This is a genomic window from Sediminibacterium ginsengisoli (assembly GCF_900167075.1).
GTDB lineage: Bacteria > Bacteroidota > Bacteroidia > Chitinophagales > Chitinophagaceae > Sediminibacterium > Sediminibacterium ginsengisoli.
Window position 1 is genome coordinate 222,234 of record NZ_FUWH01000006.1, and the last position, 19,828, is coordinate 242,061.

At 47.7% G+C, this 19,828-nt stretch carries 14 protein-coding genes; 8 read left to right on the forward strand and 6 right to left on the reverse strand.

Features of this window, described 5'->3' with window-relative positions:
- Positions 1–255: 255 nt before the first annotated feature.
- Both B5D42_RS11920 and B5D42_RS11925 read right to left on the reverse strand, forming a co-directional pair.
- A complete protein-coding gene (locus B5D42_RS11920; protein ID WP_078831737.1) occupies positions 256–1,401 on the reverse strand; it encodes an efflux RND transporter periplasmic adaptor subunit in 1,146 nt (381 codons plus the stop codon).
- A gap of 196 nt (positions 1,402–1,597) precedes the next feature.
- Positions 1,598–2,197 carry a TetR/AcrR family transcriptional regulator gene (locus B5D42_RS11925; RefSeq protein ID WP_078831738.1) on the reverse strand — a complete coding sequence of 200 codons (600 nt, stop codon included), beginning with the start codon at positions 2,195–2,197 and terminating at the stop codon, positions 1,598–1,600.
- A 152-nt stretch (positions 2,198–2,349) separates the two neighbouring features.
- Here B5D42_RS11925 and pyrE point away from each other — a divergent pair, with 152 nt between their 5' ends.
- The 4 genes from pyrE (at position 2,350) to tpiA (ending at position 5,437) form a co-directional block, all read left to right on the forward strand.
- A complete protein-coding gene (gene pyrE / locus B5D42_RS11930; protein ID WP_078831739.1) occupies positions 2,350–2,982 on the forward strand; it encodes an orotate phosphoribosyltransferase in 633 nt (210 codons plus the stop codon).
- A gap of 64 nt (positions 2,983–3,046) precedes the next feature.
- Positions 3,047–3,451, forward strand: a complete 405-nt coding sequence (locus B5D42_RS11935; RefSeq protein WP_078831740.1) for a heavy-metal-associated domain-containing protein — start codon at positions 3,047–3,049, stop codon at positions 3,449–3,451.
- Positions 3,452–3,455: 4 nt separating this feature from the next.
- Positions 3,456–4,631, forward strand: a complete 1,176-nt coding sequence (locus B5D42_RS11940) for a putative sugar nucleotidyl transferase (protein WP_078831741.1) — start codon at positions 3,456–3,458, stop codon at positions 4,629–4,631.
- A 41-nt stretch (positions 4,632–4,672) separates the two neighbouring features.
- Positions 4,673–5,437, forward strand: a complete 765-nt coding sequence (gene tpiA / locus B5D42_RS11945; RefSeq protein WP_078831742.1) for a triose-phosphate isomerase — start codon at positions 4,673–4,675, stop codon at positions 5,435–5,437.
- Between the two features lie 62 nt (positions 5,438–5,499).
- Here tpiA and B5D42_RS11950 read toward each other — a convergent pair whose 3' ends face one another.
- From B5D42_RS11950 to B5D42_RS11965, 4 genes are all read right to left on the reverse strand, one after another.
- Positions 5,500–5,997, reverse strand: a complete 498-nt coding sequence (locus B5D42_RS11950; RefSeq protein ID WP_078831743.1) for a hypothetical protein — start codon at positions 5,995–5,997, stop codon at positions 5,500–5,502.
- Positions 5,998–6,107: 110 nt separating this feature from the next.
- On the reverse strand, positions 6,108–6,599 hold the full coding sequence (locus B5D42_RS11955; protein ID WP_078831744.1) for a GNAT family N-acetyltransferase: 492 nt from the start codon (positions 6,597–6,599) through the stop codon (positions 6,108–6,110).
- Between the two features lie 31 nt (positions 6,600–6,630).
- Positions 6,631–8,292 (reverse strand): glucose-6-phosphate isomerase, encoded by a 1,662-nt coding sequence (gene pgi / locus B5D42_RS11960; RefSeq protein WP_078831745.1) that lies wholly within the window; start codon positions 8,290–8,292, stop codon positions 6,631–6,633.
- Between the two features lie 47 nt (positions 8,293–8,339).
- Positions 8,340–9,353 (reverse strand): threonine aldolase family protein, encoded by a 1,014-nt coding sequence (locus tag B5D42_RS11965; protein ID WP_078831746.1) that lies wholly within the window; start codon positions 9,351–9,353, stop codon positions 8,340–8,342.
- 241 nt (positions 9,354–9,594) lie between these two features.
- Between B5D42_RS11965 and B5D42_RS11970 the strand changes: the two genes are divergently transcribed.
- From B5D42_RS11970 to B5D42_RS11985, 4 genes are all read left to right on the forward strand, one after another.
- Positions 9,595–10,926, forward strand: coding sequence for a TolC family protein (locus tag B5D42_RS11970; RefSeq protein ID WP_078831747.1), 1,332 nt, complete (start codon positions 9,595–9,597; stop codon positions 10,924–10,926).
- A 25-nt stretch (positions 10,927–10,951) separates the two neighbouring features.
- Complete coding sequence (locus B5D42_RS11975; RefSeq protein WP_078831748.1) at positions 10,952–12,091, forward strand: efflux RND transporter periplasmic adaptor subunit; 1,140 nt, start codon at positions 10,952–10,954, stop codon at positions 12,089–12,091.
- A gap of 24 nt (positions 12,092–12,115) precedes the next feature.
- A complete protein-coding gene (locus B5D42_RS11980; protein ID WP_078831749.1) occupies positions 12,116–15,313 on the forward strand; it encodes an efflux RND transporter permease subunit in 3,198 nt (1,065 codons plus the stop codon).
- Positions 15,314–15,648: 335 nt separating this feature from the next.
- The gene (locus B5D42_RS11985; protein ID WP_078831750.1) at positions 15,649–19,602 is read left to right on the forward strand and encodes a glycoside hydrolase family 44 protein; all 3,954 of its coding nucleotides are present in this window, start codon (positions 15,649–15,651) and stop codon (positions 19,600–19,602) included.
- The last annotated feature ends 226 nt before the right edge of the window (positions 19,603–19,828 follow it).

Below are 19,828 nucleotides of genomic sequence, written 5' to 3' on the forward strand. Positions count from 1 at the left end.
AAATTCTACCAGTCTTTGCAGAGACGCCTCTTTGGGTTCGGTACCCAGCGAAGCGCAGGTAATCGAAATGATGCGCAGCACATTTTGATAGAAGCCAAAGAGGCGTTGGCGCAAAGACGAGGCCCAGCGGCCTGAGCGACAGGTCTAAGACATTTCGTGTGTCCGCAAAAACACAAACGGTTTGCGTTGTGCAACGATTGGAATGTTGCGGTTCACGGAATATCCTGAACATCTTCCGGGCAATTGTGAATAATATCAGCGCGCAGCAAGTACACTATCGAGTGAGATGCGTTGCGGTGTGATCACTGCACCGTCTCTCAATCTCTGAATACCGCTGTACACAATGGTTTCACCTTTGTTCAGGCCTTTTTCAACAATATAATTACTGCCGCTTTTACCGATAACGGTGATCTGTCTGCCGGCCACTTTGTTGCTGTCGCCCAGCGCAAACACGAACACTTTATCCTGCAGCTCGAACGTGCTCTGCTGAGGTACAAGCAGTTTATCATTCTGCTGAAAAGGAATACGGATCCTGCCGCTGATACCGGAACGCAGTAATTTTTCTTTGTTGGTGAACAATGCGCGGAAGGCAATGCTGCCCGATGTTCTGTCGAACTGTCCCTGCACAAGTTCTACCTTACCTTTTTCAGGATACAGGGTATTGTCTGCCAGCTGCAGTTCTACAGCCGGAAGGCGTTTGATCTTTTCTTCAACACTGTTACCTTCCACATGCGCGAAGAATCCGAAAAAGTCTGCTTCACTCATGCTGAAATAAGCGTGAACATTGTCCACCGCAGTAACACTGGTAAGCGGAAGCTGTTCGCCTTTGCCGATCAGGCTGCCCTGTTTGAAATTGATATGGCCAACATAACCGCTCACAGGAGCCGTGATCAGTGTATAACCCAGTGTGATCTCTGCACTGCTTTTACCGCTGATCGCCTGTGCATAACCTGCCTGCGCTTCGCGTAATACTGCCTTAGCCGTTTTCAGCTGTACTTCAGAGATCACTTTGCCTGCTACCAGGGGTTCCAGCCGGTCTACTTCCACCTGTGCCCGCTCCACGCTTGCTTTTGCGAGCTGGATATTTGCATCGGCGGTTTTGCTGTACTGGTTATATTCTTTTGCATTGATGCTGAACAGCGGTTGCCCCTGGTTTACCCAGGCGCCATCCTGTACATAGATCTTTTCGAGATAGCCGCTCACCTGCGGGCGGATATCTACGTTTGTTGTTCCTTCAACAGTGGCAGGATACGACTGCCAGGTTGTTGCTGAACCGGATTCTAATTTTACAACGGGCAGGGCAGGAGGTGGTGGAGCAGCCTGCTGGTTATTGTCCTTGCCTGCACAGGCTGCGAAATAAAGTACAGCAGCATATGCGAGATAGATGGAGAGCTTCTTCATAACGTAATTAAATTTTCTAACGGTGTTAAGTGTTTGAGCTAAAAAAACAGTCTTTTTAAACTGCCTGGGATCCCTTGAAAAAACGTTGGTAGATTGTCTAACACTGTTAATTGAAAGGGATTAAAAAAAGTACAATGTACTTCTGCTTTGTTTGGATCGCTTGTCTTGTTTTCTCTTGTTGGTTTGTTACATGGTTTTAGTTTTTAATAGAGTTGATAACGCCTGTGATAGCGTCTCTCAGTACCTCGCGGTTAATTTCTTCACGACTGAGCTGGTTGGTAAGGTTGATGGAGATCAGTCCGTGTACCACGCTCCAGAAGGTATAATATTTCCGGTCGATGTATTCTTCATTCCGTCTTTCCGGCGGTGTGATCTCTTCGATCTTATCCCAGAGCATATTCATGGGTTTCGAATAGTCAGGGCATTCATTCAATGCCGTACAACAGTTCATTTCCACGCCATACATTACCTGGTACAGCTCTTTATAGGCGAATGCGAAGTTCCAGTAAGCCAGCCACATCGCTTCCAGCTGTCCTTCGGGCGTGGTGCTGAGTTTACAGGCTTCCTCCATTCTTGTTGCCAGCTTCACATACCCGATACGGGTCAGTTCCCTCAATATCGCGTCCTTATTGGCAAAATATTCGTAGATAACCGGTGCAGTGTAATCGATCTTATCGGCGATCTTACGCATGCTGAGTGCGGCCCAGCCTTCTTCTTTCGCAATATCAAGGCTGGCACTCAGGATATTGAGCCTGGTGTCTTCCTTGAGCTTCTGTATGCGATCTTTACTGGCCACTGCGTGTATGTTTTTTAAAATCTAACACTGTTAGGCAAAGTTAACAGCATCAGTTTCATTCCACCAAAATTTTTTTAAAAATAATCTGGATCCGGCTTTAAATGGGTCTATTTTATTCTTATCCCTATGCTTCCCGGGGTTATTTTTGCGGCATGACAAATCAAAAAGCCGTAGCCGAAAAGCTGTTGCAGGTAGCAGCTGTTAAACTGAGTCCCGCAGAACCCTTTACCTGGGCGAGCGGATGGAAAAGTCCGATCTATTGCGATAACAGGAAAGTGCTCTCGTTTCCTTTTGTACGTGATTTCATTAAAAGTGAATTATGTAATGTCATTTTCGAAGCCTATCCTGATGCTGAATTGCTGGCTGGCGTGGCTACCGCAGGTATTGCCTGGGGTGCTATGGCAGCTGATCAGCTGAAACTGCCTTATGCTTATGTGCGTCCGAAGCCCAAAGAGCATGGCCTTGGTAACCAGATCGAAGGAAATGTTGAAAAAGGTCAGAAAGTTGTGGTGGTGGAAGATCTGATCTCTACAGGCAAAAGCAGCCTGCAGGTGGTGGATGTACTGCGTAATGCAGGTGTTGAAGTGATCGGCATGGTATCAATTTTCAACTACGGCTTTGATGTTGCGAAGGATAATTTCGAAAAAGCAGGGGTTCCTTTCCGGTCACTTACCAATTACCCCAGCCTCATCTCGCTGGCGATCGAAAAAGGGCAGGTGCCTGCCGACCTCGAACCCGTTCTCCTCAACTGGAGCAGCGATCCGGCCAACTGGAAAGGATTGTGATTTTTAACTTGTTATTGCGTTCTGTTTAAGGAACGCTTGTTATCTTCAGCTAAACAGCAATACGATGAAAAAGAACCTGATCTTATTTGCATTACTGATCTGCACAGCTTTTGCTGCAAATGCCCAGCAGCCTAAGCCGGAATGGGTTACCATCAAATCGCCCAATCTCAAATGCTGGGAATGTAAAGAACGCCTCGATAAATACCTGCTCCGGGAAAAAGACAATACAGATAACGGCATCAGCCAATGGAAGATCAACCTGCTGCAGGGCGAGATCAAGGTACAGTTCTTTCCAGACAGAACCAGCGCTTCTGCTATCCGCACTGCGCTGAACAATGCAGGCTTCGATGCCGATACTGAAAAAGCAGAACCGGATGCCTATAAAAAACTGCCGCCGGCCTGCAAACGCGCTGAAGACGGCGGCGGGCCTCAACCCAGGAAACCTTGTCATGTTCCTCCTGTAAATTAAACAGATGGCACTGATCCTTTTCTGCAATGCTTCCCGCGAAAGACTTTACCCGTTTACCCAAACCAGGGCAACCGGGAGCCTGCGCATGGGAATATTCACTGTTGCAGAACGCTGGGCGCATATATGCAGGGAAGAAGTGTTCCTGCATACAACAGGCTTACTGCAACCATTATATCCTTTACCCGAAACGCAGAACCCGCAACTCTGGATCGATGCAACCATAATACCGGATGCTGAACTGCTCGATGCAATCGCCGGTTTAACAGAAGGTGAATGCCTGGCAGACAAACATGGGTTTATTGCAGGTCGCGCTGTTATTCCTTTTGGTGATTTTGACGGCGCATCGCCTTTGCAATTCTTCCAGACGGTAAAAGACTTCCGTGAAACCGACCGGATCCGTTATCCCTGGGAGCTGGCGCAGTGGAACGACAGGTTGCTTCGTTACGATTTTGCACTGATCACGGCCAACAGGCAGAGCCGGCAGCTTTCTTCCTCCAACAGGTTGATCGCGCCCGAAAATATATTTGTGGAAGATGGTGCCGAAGTGGAATGCTGCAATATCAATGCATCAGCAGGACCGGTCTATATAGGCAGGAATGCCGTGATCATGGAAGGATCTTCCATTCGCGGGCCTTTTGCCATGTGCGATCATTCGGTACTGAAACTGAACAGTCGTGTTTACGGCGCAACAACACTCGGCCCGTATTGCATGGGAGGCGGCGAGATCAAGAACAGTATTCTCATGGGTTATTCCAATAAAGCGCATGATGGTTACCTCGGCGATGCAGTGATCGGCGAATGGTGCAATCTCGGAGCTGGTACCACCTGCAGTAATGTAAAGAATACCGGCGGGATAGTACAGGTATGGGATCGGTACTCAGGCGCTTATGTGGCCGCAGGACCAAAAGCAGGCATGATCATGGGCGATTATTCACGCACTGCCATCAATACAGCCATCAATACCGGTTCGGTGATCGGTGTATGTTGTCATGTTGCAGGACCAGGATTACAACCTAAAGTAATTGCAGACTTCAGCTGGGCAGGAAGTCACGAACGTTATGATATAGAAAAGGCGTTGCGTGATATTGCCAACTGGAAAAATATGAAACAGCAGCAGTTAGGGGCAACGGAGGCATCGGTTCTTAAGCAGCTGTACGGCACTCCGGAACAACAATCATAATAATACTTCAAACAAAACATCTATAAAACAAAGAACTGATTATGAGAAAACAGATTGCAGCAGCCAACTGGAAAATGAATCTTACTGCACAGCAGGGAGAACAGTTGCTGAATGATATTCTATCTGCCGAGCATACATTGAATGTAAACCGTATTGCGGTATTTGCAGTGCCGTTTCCGTACCTCGCCATGGCGCAGCAGCAACTGGCTGGCTGGGAGCATATGTACGTGTCGGCGCAGAACTGCTACAGTAAAAAAAGCGGTGCTTATACCGGAGAGGTATCCGTAGAAATGCTGCAGTCGCTCGGCATTAAATATGTAGTACTCGGGCATTCGGAGCGCCGTGAGTACTTCAATGAAAGCAACCAGTTTCTGGCAGACAAACTGAATATCTGTCTTGAATATAATATTGCACCGATCTTCTGCTGCGGCGAACCGCTGGAGATCCGTGAAGCGGGTAGCCAGAACGATTTCGTTGGCAGGCAATTGAAGGAATCTCTTTATCATCTTTCAGCAGAACAGCTTAAAAATGTAATCATTGCCTATGAACCCATCTGGGCCATCGGAACAGGGAAAACGGCGAGCAGCGAACAGGCCCAGGAAATGCATGCATTCATCCGTGCTGCATTAGCTGCACAATACGGCAATGATGTTGCGGAAGAAATAACGATCCTTTATGGCGGAAGCGTAAAAGCCGGTAATGCAGCTGAACTTTTTTCACAGCCTGATGTTGATGGCGGACTCGTTGGCGGCGCTTCGCTTGTTGCAGCAGAATTCAACGCGATCATCGACGCACTGAAAAAATAAACGCTTGATATAAGCACAAAAAAAGCGGCCGAGGCCGCTTTTTTTTATCAGTGTTATGCTGATTAGAATTTGTAGAACACTTTCACACCTACGGCAGACAGGTTGCCGCCGCTTACAGAAGTTGAAGTGTAGTTAGCCAGTGCTTCGATTTTTCCGAAGTCATAACCAGCTTGCGGAGAATACAGGAATCCGTTGGAATTGCTGTTGCCGCTGCCAGCCCAGATGCCGTAACCGATACCTGCACCCAGGATCAGCTTGCTGTTATAACGCGCACCTACCATCAATGGTACATGTGTTTGGTTTGAAAATTTGAAAGCACCTACAGTCTTGCCGGTGTAGAACTGAACACCTGCCTGAGCAAATGCTTCGAGGTTGGTAGCCACAGGCAATGTTGCCTGCGCTTCAATACCAGGAGCCACTTTCAGGATGTCTTTAGCATCACCTACAGGTAATGACAAAGATACACCTGCTGCAAATTTTACCTTAGCTTCTTCTTTCTTCTGTGCAGAAACTGTCAATGCACTGATTGCAAATACTGCAATGAATAATCCTTTTTTCATGTTTCTCTTAAGGTTTTAATGAAATGCAAAACTACACCGGTGCTAACGAAAGAATTTCATCTCCGTTATCAATGGTTGTTTAAAATGATAAGTGGAAGTGCTACGTATTTCTACGCAATTTGTTTCAGCATCCAGATGCCGCAACCATCATGTCCGGTATTACCAATAGGGGCAGTAAGATAATTGAATCCGAATTTTTCATAAACGCGAACGGCCTGTTTCAGTTCGGGCATGGTTTCAAGATACACCTGCTCAAACCCTGCTGCGGCAGCTGTTTCAAGACAATGTGCAATCAGTGTTCTTCCTAATCCGGTACCTCGTGCAGAAGGAGTGAGGTACATTTTTACAAGCTCGCAGGTATTTGCAGGCAAGCCTTCTGTAGGGAAAATTCCTGCGCCGCCTACAATAGTGCCATTGTATTCTGCTGTGAAATATTCTGCACATGGTGTTGCATTGAACAGCTCAAAAAGATGGTCGGTTGAATCATCATAATACACTGTTCCGGGTTTAGCAGCACCGAATTCTTCCAGTGCTTTACGGATGATAACAGCCAGCGCGGCATTATCACCCGGGGCAATAGCACGTATGATCAGATTCTGCATGGATCTTTTTTAAATGTCTGGAAAATCAATCTCACTTATTCTTCCTGAATTGCTTATACGCATTGATCAATCCGTTGGTAGACGAATCGTGTGTACGCACTTCCGCATCATCGCTGAGTTCCGGCAATACACGGCTTGCCAGCTGCTTGCCGAGCTCTACACCCCATTGATCAAAGCTGAAGATATTCCAGATAATACCTTGTGCAAAAATCTTGTGCTCGTATAAAGCAATAAGTGTGCCGAGACTATGCGGTGTGATCTCTTTCAGTAAAATCGAATTCGTTGGTTTGTTGCCTTCAAATATTTTAAAAGGTGCTAGTCTTTTGATATCATCCTGTGGTTTGTCTTCCTTCATGAATTCCACTTTCACCTCATTCTCACTTTTGCCGTTCATCAGCGCTTCTGTCTGCGCAAAGAAGTTAGACAACAGTTTGATATGATGATCGCCTACCGGATTATGACTGATGGCGGGAGCAATGAAATCACATGGGATAACGGATGTTCCCTGGTGGATCAGCTGGTAGAATGCATGTTGTCCGTTGGTGCCCGGTTCGCCCCATACCACAGGGCCGGTTGCATAGTTTACAGGATTGCCGCTGCGGTCGATGCTCTTGCCGTTGCTTTCCATATTGGCCTGCTGCATATAAGCCGCAAACCTGTGCAGGTACTGATCGTAAGGCAGTATGGCTTCGCTTTGTGCGCCGAAAAAGTTGGTATACCAGATGCCGATCAGCGCCATCAGCACCGGGATGTTTTTGTCGAACTTTTCTTTCCTGAAATGTTCATCCGCAACCGCCGCGCCTTTCAGTAACGATTCAAATGAATCATAGCCGATGGTCAGCGCTATTGAAAGCCCGATGGCACTCCACAGGGAATAACGTCCGCCTACCCAGTCCCAGAATTCGAACATATTGGCTTTATCTATTCCAAAGGCGGTTACTTCTTTTTCATTGGTGCTCAATGCCGCAAAATGATGTGCGATATGTGCTTCATCGCCGGCATGTTCCAGGAACCAGGCCCGTGCCGTATGAGCATTGGTCATTGTTTCCTGCGTGGTAAAGGTCTTCGACGCTACCAGGAACAGGGTTTCTTCCGGCTTTACCTTTTTCAGTGTTTCTGTGATATGCGTACCATCCACATTGCTCACAAAATAGGTTTCTATACCTTTTTTCCAGTACGGGCGCAATGCTTCGGTTACCATTACCGGGCCGAGATCACTGCCGCCAATACCTATATTCACGATATAACGGATCTTTTTCCCGGTATAACCTTTCCGTTTACCCCCATGGATCTCGTCACAGAATGATTTCATGTGTGATAATACCCGCTGCACATGAGGCATAATATCTTTTCCGTCTACCAGGATCGGGGTATAGGAAAAATTACGCAATGCCGTATGCAGTACAGATCTGTGCTCGGTTTCGTTGATCTTCAGCCCGGCAAACATGTCATGTATGGCTTCGCTGAGTTTGCAGTCTTCGGCCAGCTGCAGAAGAAGCTGAAGGGTTTTCTGATTGATGATATTCTTTGAATAATCGAATAAGATATCTTCCAGCCTGAGCGAGAATTTCGCAAACCTGTCGGGATCGTTCGAAAACAGGTCGCGCATCTGCCGCCTGCTCATCTCTTCTTCATGGTGTTTTTTCAGCAGGAACCACGCCTGTGTATTGGTAGGATTAATTCTTGGTAACATTCGGTTGCTATACGTTAATACAATAGGTCACAAAAACATTGGGTATATTAAAGAGCGTTCAGTACGTCGATAGTGCCGGCAATCATGTCCGGGGTAATATCGAGGTGTACAACCAGCCTGATCTGAGTGGGGGAGATGGCAATTGCAAGAATTCCTGCTTCTTTCAATTTAGCCGCCAGGCCTGGCGCAGTGAAACGTCCTTTCACTTCAAAAATAACGATATTGGTCTCAACCGGTAAAATTTCTCCTGTGAAATCTTTTTTAAGAAGTGTTTCTGCCAGCTGGCGGGCATGCTTATGGTCGTCTGCCAGTCTTGCCACATGGTTTTCCAGCGCGTAAATACCCGCTGCTGCCAGTGAGCCTGCCTGGCGCATACCGCCGCCGAACACTTTACGGTATCGCCGTGCCTTCCGGATAAATTCAGCCGGCCCGATCAGCACGCTGCCTACCGGTGCACCCAATCCTTTGCTGAGGCAAACGGAAATCGTATCAAATGCTTCTCCATATTGCCTGCAGGTCTCGTTTTTAGCCACCAGGGCATTAAAGAGCCTGGCGCCATCCAGGTGGAATTTCAATCCCGATTCCTTACAGACATCTTTAATGGCAAGAATATCTGAAAAGTCATAACAGCTGCCGCCGCCCCTGTTGCCGGTATTCTCCAGCGATACGAGGGTTGAAACGGGTTTATGGATATCATCAGGGTTGATCGCTTCTTTTACCTGCTGCGCCTTTACCCGGCCGCGGTCGCCGTCGATCAGGCGAACCGAACAACCGGAATTGAATGCAATACCGCCGCCTTCATACTGGTAAATATGCGAAAGACGCTCGCAGATCACTTCGTCTCCGGGTTGTGTATGACATTTGATCGCGATCTGGTTGGTCATGGTACCACTCGGGCAAAACAGTGCCGCTTCCTTGCCGAAAAGCCCGGCCGACAGTTCTTCCAGCTTGTTAACAGTAGGGTCTTCTCCGAAAACATCATCGCCGACTGGGGCATTATACATGGCATCAAGCATGGCCGCAGTAGGCCTTGTGACAGTATCACTCCGGAAATCAATCATGCCGCTAAGATACTGTCAAAATAAAAATTACCGAACAAAGAGTGATTACCGGTGGAATAAAAAAAATTGAATAATGTTCAAACTATGATCAATTCCCTGTTAACTTTGCCTGAGAGCATCCCCCTGAAAACTGTCCTGGTTTATCAGACTAAACGAATCCTGAGCCGATGAACTGCCGCCTGGCAGCCCATCCGTTTGCTATATGCCATAGAAAAAGCGAGAAAAAGAAAGAAGAAGCATTATGATGAAACGATTCATGAGCAGTAAGCTGCTGTATGCGGTATTGCTGATTGTAAACCCCTTGCTGTCATTTTCGCAGCAGGCCGATACCCTCTCCAGGCAGGAAGCTACGCTTGGAAACATCATTAAATATGCATTGCAGCACCAGCCGGTGATACAGCAATCGCTGATAGATGAGCAGATCACGGAAACTACAATCCGTAATAAGCTGTCTGCCTGGTATCCGCAGCTGAATTTCAATTACAGCCTGCAGCATAATTTTGAAGTGCAGACAAGTGTGATCGGCGGTAACCCCGTTCGTCTCGGCGTCAGCAATACTTCCGCTGCACAGTTCACCTTTACCCAGAACCTCTTCAACCGCGACGCACTGCTGGCCAAACGCAGTCAGGACGATGTGCGTACGCAGGCCAGGCAGAATACGGGTAACAACAAGATCAATGTAACCGTGAATGTATCCAAAGCTTTTTATGATGTACTCGCTACCCTGCAGCAGATCAGGGTATCTGACGAGAACATTGCAAGGCTGGAGAACAGTCTGCGCATTGCAACCAGCCAGTACCAGGCCGGCATCACCGATAAAACGGATTACAAACGTGCTACGATCACACTCAACAACACAAAAGCGCTGAAAGCATCCAACGAAGCACAGCTTAAAGCAAAAACCGAATACCTGAAAGCGCTGATCGGATACCCGGACAGTGCTGCACTATATATTGTATATGACAGCCTGCAGATGGAACGCGAGATGAACCTGGATACCCTGCAAAGCGCAGACTACACACAACGTATCGAATACCGGCTGCTGCAGACACAGAAAAGATTGCTGGAAGCAAATCTGCGTTATGAGAAATGGTCGTACCTGCCTTCGGTATCCGCCAACGGTGCATACAACCTGAACTTCCAGAACAATGAATTCACAAAGCTTTACAATACCAATTACCCGAACTCCTTTGCGGCCCTGACATTGTCGTTCCCTATTTTCCAGGGCGGTAAAAGAAAAGCCAATATAGAACAGGCGCAGTGGCAGCTGAAGCGTACAGACTGGGACCTGGTAAACCTGCGGGCAAATGTGAACGCGCAGTATGCACAAGCTATCGCTTCTTATAAAAGCAGTTTTGCTAATTACAGGGCCTTAAAAGAAAATCTTGAACTGGCAAGGGAAGTGTACGGCATCATCGATCTCCAGTACAAATCGGGCGTGAAGACCTACCTGGAAGTGATGACGGCAGAAAGTGACCTGCGGACATCCCAGATCAATTACTATAATGCGCTTTACCAGGTACTGGCGAGTAAAATTGATGTGCAGAAAGCACTCGGACAAATCAACTACTAATTCATACTATACAAAACGATCCTATATGATATCGCTTAAAAGAACACTGTATTATACATTCATCGCAGGCAGCACAGTATTTGTTGCTTCATGCGGAACGAAACAGAAACCCCAGCAGCAGGGACCGCCACCACCGGTAGCGGTAACCATCGATACGGTGGAATCGACCAATGCTGTTTATCACGATGAATACCCGGCAACAATAACAGCCCTGAACCAGGTAGACCTGCGGGCACAGGTAAACGGTTATATCACCGGTATCTACTTCAAAGACGGCGATAAAGTAAGCAAAGGCCAGAAATTATATTCGATCGATGCACAGGTCTATGATGCAAGCTACCAGCAGGCGCTGGCTAACCTGCAGGTACAGGAAACCAACCTGGTGAAAGCGCAGAAAGATGCAGACAGGTACCATGAGCTCGACAAACACGATGCCATTGCGAAGCAGCAGGTAGATTATGCCGATGCAGCACTGGAAGCAGCTAAAAAGCAGGTAGCCGCGGCAAAAGCAGCAGTAAGCGGCGTAAGGAGTAATGTGAATTTCTCAACTATTTATGCGCCGTTCAGCGGAACCATCGGTATTTCGCAGGTAAAGCAGGGAACAGCGGTGGTAGCAGGAAACACCATACTCAATACAGTTTCTACCGACAACCCGATTGCAGTTGATTTTGCAGTGAGTCAGAAAGATATTTACCGTTTCCTGCAGATGCAGCAGAAAGGGAGAAGGGCGGGTGATTCAACATTTACGCTTGCACTGGGAAGTGAAGTATATCCTTACAGCGGCACCATCAGCTTAATAGACCGGGCAGTGGATGTACAGACCGGAACCATTAAAACAAGGCTTGAATTCCCGAACGATAAAGGCATGCTGAAAGCAGGCATGAACGGAACCGTACGTGTACTGAATACAGCAGAAGCAAATGCAGTGATCATCCCTTATAAAGCCATCACAGAACAGCTGGGAGAATTCTTTGTATATGTGGTGGGCGACAGCAGCAAGGTAAACCAGCGTAAAGTGCAGCTGAGCAAAGCCATAGGACCGAATATTATCGTCAGGGATGGCCTGAAAGCAGGAGAGAAGATCGTAGTGCAGGGTGTACAGAACCTCAAAGAAGGTTCCGTGATCACCACCCAGGCACCACAGGCGCCAGCAGCTAAAAAATAGATAATTGCTTTAAGAAAAGAAAACATGATAGCAGATACTTTTATAAAACGCCCGGTAACCGCCATTGTGATCTCCATTGTGATCGTACTGGTGGGGATCATCGCACTCACAACCTTACCGGTAGCGCAATACCCGGACATTACCCCGCCAACCGTATCCATTACCGGTAACTTTACCGGTGCGGATGCCCAGACGGTGGAACAGACAACTACCACGGCCATAGAGACCCAGGTGAACGGTTCACCGGGCATGACCTATATCAGCAGTAACAGTACCGGAAGCGGTCAGAGCAGTATTACCGTAAACTTTGAAGTAGGCACCAATATCGATATCGCCACCCTGGATGTGCAGAACCGTGTGAGCGTGGCGCAGCCAACATTACCCGATGCGGTTAAAAGGTTAGGCCTTACTACCCGTAAGCGTAACCCGAGTATCATGATGGCGCTTGCACTGTATTCACCCAATGGTTCACATGATGCAAAATTCCTGGGTAACTACGCGAATATCTACCTGAAAGATGCATTGCTGCGTGTAAAAGGTGTAGGTGATATCGTAACCAGGGGTGATGATTTCGGTATGCGTGTATGGCTGAACCCGCAGAAGCTCGCAGCACTGAACATGACGCCGTCTGATGTAACTGCAGCACTTACGGAACAGAACCTGCAGGTGGCAGCCGGTACCATCGGCGGTAACCCGCAGCCGGGCGCACAGGCTTTCGAATACAGCATCCTTACCAACAGCCGTATCAATACTCAGGAACAGTTTGAGAATATCATTGTGCGCACCAGGCCTGCAGACGGAAGTCTGATCTACCTGAAAGACATCGCAAGGGTAGAGCTCGGCAAATTCGATTATGGCAACAACGCATTCGTAAATGGTAAACCCGCGGCGTTCATCCTGATCTACCAGGCGCCGGGTGCCAATGCACTGGATACTTATAAAGGCATCAACCAGGCACTGGATGCACTGAAGAAGAATTTCCCTTCGGATATTGATTACCTCGTGCCGCTGGAAACGGCTTCCGTGGTGAAAGTGTCTATCGAAGAAGTATTACATACACTGATCGAAGCACTGGTGCTGGTGGTACTGGTGGTATTCCTGTTCCTTCAGAACTGGCGTGCCACACTGATCCCCGTACTGGCGATCCCGGTATCACTGATCGGAACCTTTATCTTTTTCATACCATTCGGTTTTACGATCAATACCCTCACGCTCTTCGCATTCGTTCTCGCCATCGGTATCGTGGTGGATGATGCCATCGTGGTGGTGGAAGCGGTGCAGCATTATATAGATCACGAAAAGCTTTCGCCGAAAGAAGCAACGCAGAAAGCAATGAAAGATATTTCAGGACCGGTGATCGCTATCGCGCTGATCCTGGCGGCGGTATTCATTCCTGTTGGATTTGTACCAGGTATTGTGGGCAGATTGTACCAGCAGTTTGCGATAACCATTGCCGTCTCGGTGATCATATCGGCCTTTGTGGCTTTATCGCTCACGCCGGCATTGTGTACCATCATGCTTAAACCTTCCAAGGATGAGAACGCGAGAAAGAACATACTGGAGAAATTCTTCGCAGGTTTCAACAGGTGGTTCGGAAAGATCACCGGCTCTTACGGAAGAGGTGTGGCTAAGTGGATCAAAGGCACACCGTATGTGATCGTAATGATGATCTGTCTTTTCGTGGGCTTGATATTCCTTTTCAAATCCAAACCATCAGGATTTATTCCTACAGAAGATGAAGGCCGTCTGTTCGTGACCTATGAAATGCCGGAAGGTACTTCAACCACGCGCAGTATTGCCATGATGAAAGATGTTATGGCCAAGGTTCAATCGATCCCTGCCGTGAAAGTAGTGGGTGGTCTGGCCGGTCTGAACATCATCAGCTTCTCCAATAAATCGAACGTAGGTACCATGTTCGTGAGCCTGAAACCCTGGTCGGAGCGGGAAAGCAAAGAACAGCAGCTGCAGGGCGTGATCGCTGAGATCGGGAAACGAACGGCCGGTATTAAAGAAGCACGGATCCTCCCGATCGCACCACCGGCGATACCGGGCCTGGGCCAGACTTCGGGCTTTACATTCGAGCTGCAGCAGACAACCAGTACAGATAATATCCAGCAATTTGAAGCTGTTGCACGTAAATTCCTGGGTGCGCTGAACCAGCGCCCCGAGATCGGCATGGCTTATACTTTCTTCTCCACGCGTACACCGGGTTACCAGGTTGATGTGGATAAGGAAAAAGCGAAAAAGCTCGGTGTGTCGGTAGCGGATGTTTACGGAACCCTGTCTACCTTATTGGGCAGCAGTTATGTGAACGACTTCAATATCTATGGCCGTAACTTCCGGGTAATGGCGCAGGCCGACAGCAGTTTCCGTGGTTCCATCAATGACCTGCAGAGCTTCTATGTACGCAACAGCCAGGGCAATATGATCCCGCTGAACAGTCTTGTAACGGCAAAAGTGATCGAAAACCCGGCGGTGATCTCGCATTACAATATTTACAAATCGATCGAGATCAATGGTTCGCCGAAACCGGGTTTCAGTAGCGGTCAGGCCATCCAGGCATTGAGAGAAGTGGCGGCAGAGACCTTACCGAATGGTTATGGTTACGAGTTCTCCGGTATGAGTCGTGAAGAGATCAAGGCGGGTGACAGTACCACTACGATCTTCGCGATCTCTATCGTGTTTGTATTCCTTTTCCTGGCAGCATTGTACGAAAGCTGGTCGATCCCTTTCTCGGTACTTTTTGCCGTACCGATCGGTGCATTCGGTTCGATCCTGACACTTACTTTCCTGCCTAATATCACCAATAACGTGTACGCGCAGATCGGTCTGATCACCCTGATCGGTCTCGCAGCCAAGAATGCGATCCTGATCGTGGAATTTGCGAAAGAACGTGTAGACAAAGGTGTAGACGTATTACATGCAACACTTCAGGCTGTGGAACTGCGTTTGCGTCCGATCGTGATGACATCGCTTGCGTTCATTCTGGGTGTACTGCCACTGGTATTTGCAAGCGGTGCAGCGGCAGAATCGAGGAAAACGATCGGCTGGACCGTATTCGGCGGTATGATCGCAGCAACAACGCTGGCCATTTTTGTGGTGCCGGTACTGTTTGTCCTGATCACGAAACTGGCTTATGGTAAAACCCTGAAGAAACTCCAGGCAGAACATCTTGAAGAAGAGAAGATCGATAAATCGATCATCGACAATAAACTGAGTTAACGGATTTATTGTATAACAGACAGAAGATCCCGGTCGCTTTGCGGCCGGGATCTTTATTATACAGAAATGGTAGGATTTCTGTTTCATTTGATGTACTTAAACTACCGTTTCAGGTGATTAATTCTCCATTTAACGCATCCGCGCTCCCGTATTCACCTATCAGCTATCTAATTTCACCGACAGATTTTTCCTGTATAACAGTTCCGGAAGGGTAGACATTATCCCCCCGTCTGCCTTATCCCGGAACATGTATGGCATTCTATCGCAGTGAGTCGGCTGCATAGCGCTTGTAGAGGACTAACTGCAATTATCAGAAAACTGTAAAACGATTATTTATGCGAATTTCAATCAGGTATTGCTGCCTGGCGGTACTGCTATGGGGAGCAACCGCTGCAAGTGCCCAGATGCGGGTAAACAGCACCATCCGTCCGCAGGAGCAGCGGCACAAGATCAGTCCGTACATTTATGGTACAAACGACAATTACCCTCATGCGGGAGCAAGACGCCTGGGTGGTAACCGGATCACCAGTTATAACTGGGAGAACAATGCATCCAATGCAGGCGTGGATTATATCCACCACAGCGATGATTATGTTCCTTCCCAGCAGGGTGTACCGGAAAGCGACTACAACAAGCCCGGAGCTGCCATTGCATCATTCCACAACACATCGCTCGGCATGGGCGCTTATTCACTCGTAACCCTGCCTATGGCGGGATATGTTGCAAAGGATAAGAACGGAACTGTAACCGACGACCAGGCGGCACCGTCTTCACGCTGGTCAATTACCAAAGTAAGAAAGAACAGACCGTTCTCTTTATCACCCGATGTAACGGACGATACGGTGTATGTAGATGAATCACTGAATTTCCTGCATCACACTTTCGGAAAAAGCAATACTGCAACGGGAATCAAAGGTTATGCACTGGATAATGAGCCCTGTCTCTGGTTCCATACGCATCCGCTGCTGTTCGGATCAGAACATGTATCGGTGAAATACCTGATGGATCATTCTTTTGAACTGGCAGAAAGGATCAAGGAAATGGATCCGACCGCAGAAGTGTTCGGACCGGCTTTATACGGATTCACTGCATACCAGAACCTGCAGTTCGCGCCCGACTGGGATAATGTAAAAGGCAACCACAGCCTTTTCATAGAATATTATCTCTCCGAAATGCGCAAAAAAGAAATGCAGCCGGGAGGCAAACGCCTGCTGGATGTGCTGGATCTGCACTGGTATCCTGAATTCAACAGCACTTATAATGCTTCTCCGTTCAACAACAGGAACGACAGGGCCTCTGTAGGAGCAAGGCTTGAAATGACGCGTTCACTCTGGGATTCTACCTATGTGGAAAATACCTGGATCGGAAGGGAGTACAACAGTACCATCCTGCCGCTGCTGCCAAAGCTGCGCGAGATCATCAATAACAATTATCCCGGTACCAAACTGGCCATCACTGAGTACAGCTATATGGGCCTGGATCACGTATCAGGGGCTATCGCACAGGCAGATGCGCTGGGTATCTTCGGTAAGGAAAATCTTTACATGGCCACTTACTGGGGCGCTGTGGAGCGTTATATCAAATCCGGCTTCGATATCTTCCGGAACTATGATGGTAAAGGCGCTAAATTCCCGGAAACATCTGTTGCTGCTGAAACCGATAACCGTGCATCAACTTCTGTATATGCAGCTGTTGATGAGAATGACAATACAAAGCTGAATGTAGTTGCACTGAACCGTCACCAGGACAGCGCCATTACCATCCGCTTTGAAGTAGCAGATAACAGCGTTCAATATAACAGTGCAAGGGTATGGCTGGTAGACCAGAAGAGCATGGCAGTACGCCAGGCAAAGAACGTACGTAAGATCAATGGTAATACTTTCGAATATACATTACCAGCCATGACGATCTATCATTTTGTACTCACTACCGAAGATCTTTACATACATCCGTTCATCGATACCGTAAAGACCAATGCAACCATGGGCTATTCAGACGGTAATGCGGTGCTGAAGATCGATGCAACGATCCTCGATGGCGATGATAACTTAAAAGACGTGACTATAGACCTGAGCAGCATCGGCGGCAGCGCAACTGCACCGATGACCAGGAACGGCAATGAGTTCACCCTGAGCCACAAGATCCCTGCGAAATATCCTTCCGGTCTGAAATCACTGCTGCTGAAAGCAACGGATGTTGACGGACATACCGCTACAGAAACCATTTTCTACCGTGTGATCAAAAAAATGAGCCCGGTTGTGATCTGGGATGGTGATGTGATTCCAGGCGGAAGCGCACATATATTTGCGGACTCCAAAGATTCGCATCTCGGCGAACTGAAGCTGGAACGTATCGAAACCGGCGGCAATAAAAAGCCGGGTAATCTCTCCATGCATTTTGCACATGACTATGGTGCCTGGAACCTGTTTGCATGGCGCTTCAACGACAATATCAGTACGTTGAAAGATTTCACTGAATACGGCAGTCTTGAGTTCTATATCAAATCAGACGCGCCCGCAGGTGCAGATATCGAAGTAAGTCTCCGCGATGCAACAGTGAACATGAGTACATCGGCATCGGTACTGCTGAAAGCGGGTGGTTATATCAATTCCTTCAGCAAAGAGAAATTCACCAAAGTGAAAATACCGTTCGATGTGCTGTTCAACGGAACCAATGTGGACCTGAGCAAGATCTGGCAGATCAACTTCTCTGTAAACAGCGCTATTACGCCGTTTAATGTATGGGTGGATGATATTGCACTGAACCCGTATACCAATTCAGCCGTACAGCCAATGTTTACCAAAGTGGCGATCAGTCCTGCCGCCGGTTACGCAGACAACCTCTCCGTGATCACGGTTACCGCAGAGGCAACGGATCCGGATAACAACATCAAATCTGTAACCGCAGACCTCTCATCGCTGAATAATGTCAACAACAAGGCACTTACTTTAGTGAATGGCGTTTATACCACAACCTTTAAAGTGCCGGTAACGGTTGTGAATGGCGAGAAGAAGATCACACTTACCGTAATGGACAAGGAATACAATGCACACGATACGGCATTGTTCTATAAAGTATATGCAAAAGCAGGCTCGGAAGTAGTGTGGGATGGAGATGTGGTAGACAGAACAACCCGCTGGGTAGGTAATAGCACCACATTCGCAACGGTAAGCGATACCGGTGGTGTTGCAGCACCGAAGTCTATGAAGATGACGCTGAAGCATACGCTGGAAGACAACTGGGCAGCGGTGGTTCTGGACTGGAACGAATCTGTACCGGAAACAAGGATCCTCGATTTCAGCGAAAAACGCTACCTCAATTTCTGGATGCGCACCACCAATGTACCGGAGCATTTTGAACTGGAGGTCTTCCTGAAAGACCAGAACATTACATCGTCAGCGTCTGTAAGATTAAAAGAAGATGGCTATATCACAGATTTCAGCGATCAATACCAATTGGTAAGGATCCCGCTGGCGAAGCTGAATATGGCGGAAGATTTCGAGATCAGCAAAGTGGTAAGACTTGGCTTCCTTACAACCAAAGCATACCAGGATGTGCATATCTGGGTGGATGATATCACAGTAAGTGGCAGCAATGTGGCAGATGTGATGATCAGCAAAACCAATGCAAGCTGTGCAGTGAACGGAAAGATCCGTGTAGACAGCATCATTGGCGGAACAGGGAACTATGTGTACTATATCAACGGAAAATTAAATCCGTCAGGCGCATCCAATCCAGAATTCAAAAGCCTGCGTACAGGCAGCTATGATGTGATGGTCAAGGGCGACAGTGATTTTGTATACATGGAAAAAGTGGTGATCGGCGGAAACGACGGAATCAGACTGGCGCTTGCAGCAGATTCACTTGGTAATGTACGCAGCACCATCACCGGCGGCAGCGGCGGATTCAGTTATAACTGGTCTAACGGAGAAACCACCAAAGACCTCACCAATGCTTACTCCGGAACATACAAGCTGATAGTAACGGATACGGCTTCAGGTTGTACAGCAACGGCAAGTGTAAAAGTGAACAATGTTGTTACAGCTTTCAATATGTATCCCGTACCCGCAACATCTTATGTAACCGTAGACCTGTCGGCAATGCCGGTAAACAGCAAACCGGTAATGATACAGATCATCGATCGTTACAATAATGTTGTGAAAGTGATGAACACCGTAATGAAAACGAAAACCATCAATATACCGCTCACCAATATCGGTGCAGGTATTTACTATATGGTAATTGATAAAGACGGCGTACGTTATTCAAGAACGTTCCTTGTAAACTAAGGATACTGGTTATTAATTTTCAGATCCGGCGCTTCTCCAGGCGCCGGATTTTTTTTGAATTTGCTGAAACGTTGCATCACCACATGTTTATGTGGTTGAGGATAAACGGTCATATAACAGGATTTGTAACGCAGAACGGCAGGCTATTGAAAGTAAATTGCGATACAAGAAAACTGTAAAAAGGAGAATGTTCCTTTTATGTCTGTATGATGTTTTGTAACTGCTA

Bases quoted from the DNA above. Each gene is read 5' to 3' on its own strand.
- B5D42_RS11920 (WP_078831737.1), bottom strand. From the start codon at position 1,401: ATGAAGAAGCTCTCCATCTATCTCGCATATGCTGCTGTACTTTATTTC.
- pyrE (WP_078831739.1), top strand. From the start codon at position 2,350: ATGACAAATCAAAAAGCCGTAGCCGAAAAGCTGTTGCAGGTAGCAGCT.
- B5D42_RS11935 (WP_078831740.1), top strand. From the start codon at position 3,047: ATGAAAAAGAACCTGATCTTATTTGCATTACTGATCTGCACAGCTTTT.
- B5D42_RS11940 (WP_078831741.1), top strand. From the start codon at position 3,456: ATGGCACTGATCCTTTTCTGCAATGCTTCCCGCGAAAGACTTTACCCG.
- tpiA (WP_078831742.1), top strand. From the start codon at position 4,673: ATGAGAAAACAGATTGCAGCAGCCAACTGGAAAATGAATCTTACTGCA.
- B5D42_RS11950 (WP_078831743.1), bottom strand. From the start codon at position 5,997: ATGAAAAAAGGATTATTCATTGCAGTATTTGCAATCAGTGCATTGACA.
- B5D42_RS11955 (WP_078831744.1), bottom strand. From the start codon at position 6,599: ATGCAGAATCTGATCATACGTGCTATTGCCCCGGGTGATAATGCCGCG.
- pgi (WP_078831745.1), bottom strand. From the start codon at position 8,292: ATGTTACCAAGAATTAATCCTACCAATACACAGGCGTGGTTCCTGCTG.
- B5D42_RS11965 (WP_078831746.1), bottom strand. From the start codon at position 9,353: ATGATTGATTTCCGGAGTGATACTGTCACAAGGCCTACTGCGGCCATG.
- B5D42_RS11970 (WP_078831747.1), top strand. From the start codon at position 9,595: ATGATGAAACGATTCATGAGCAGTAAGCTGCTGTATGCGGTATTGCTG.
- B5D42_RS11975 (WP_078831748.1), top strand. From the start codon at position 10,952: ATGATATCGCTTAAAAGAACACTGTATTATACATTCATCGCAGGCAGC.
- B5D42_RS11980 (WP_078831749.1), top strand. From the start codon at position 12,116: ATGATAGCAGATACTTTTATAAAACGCCCGGTAACCGCCATTGTGATC.
- B5D42_RS11985 (WP_078831750.1), top strand. From the start codon at position 15,649: ATGCGAATTTCAATCAGGTATTGCTGCCTGGCGGTACTGCTATGGGGA.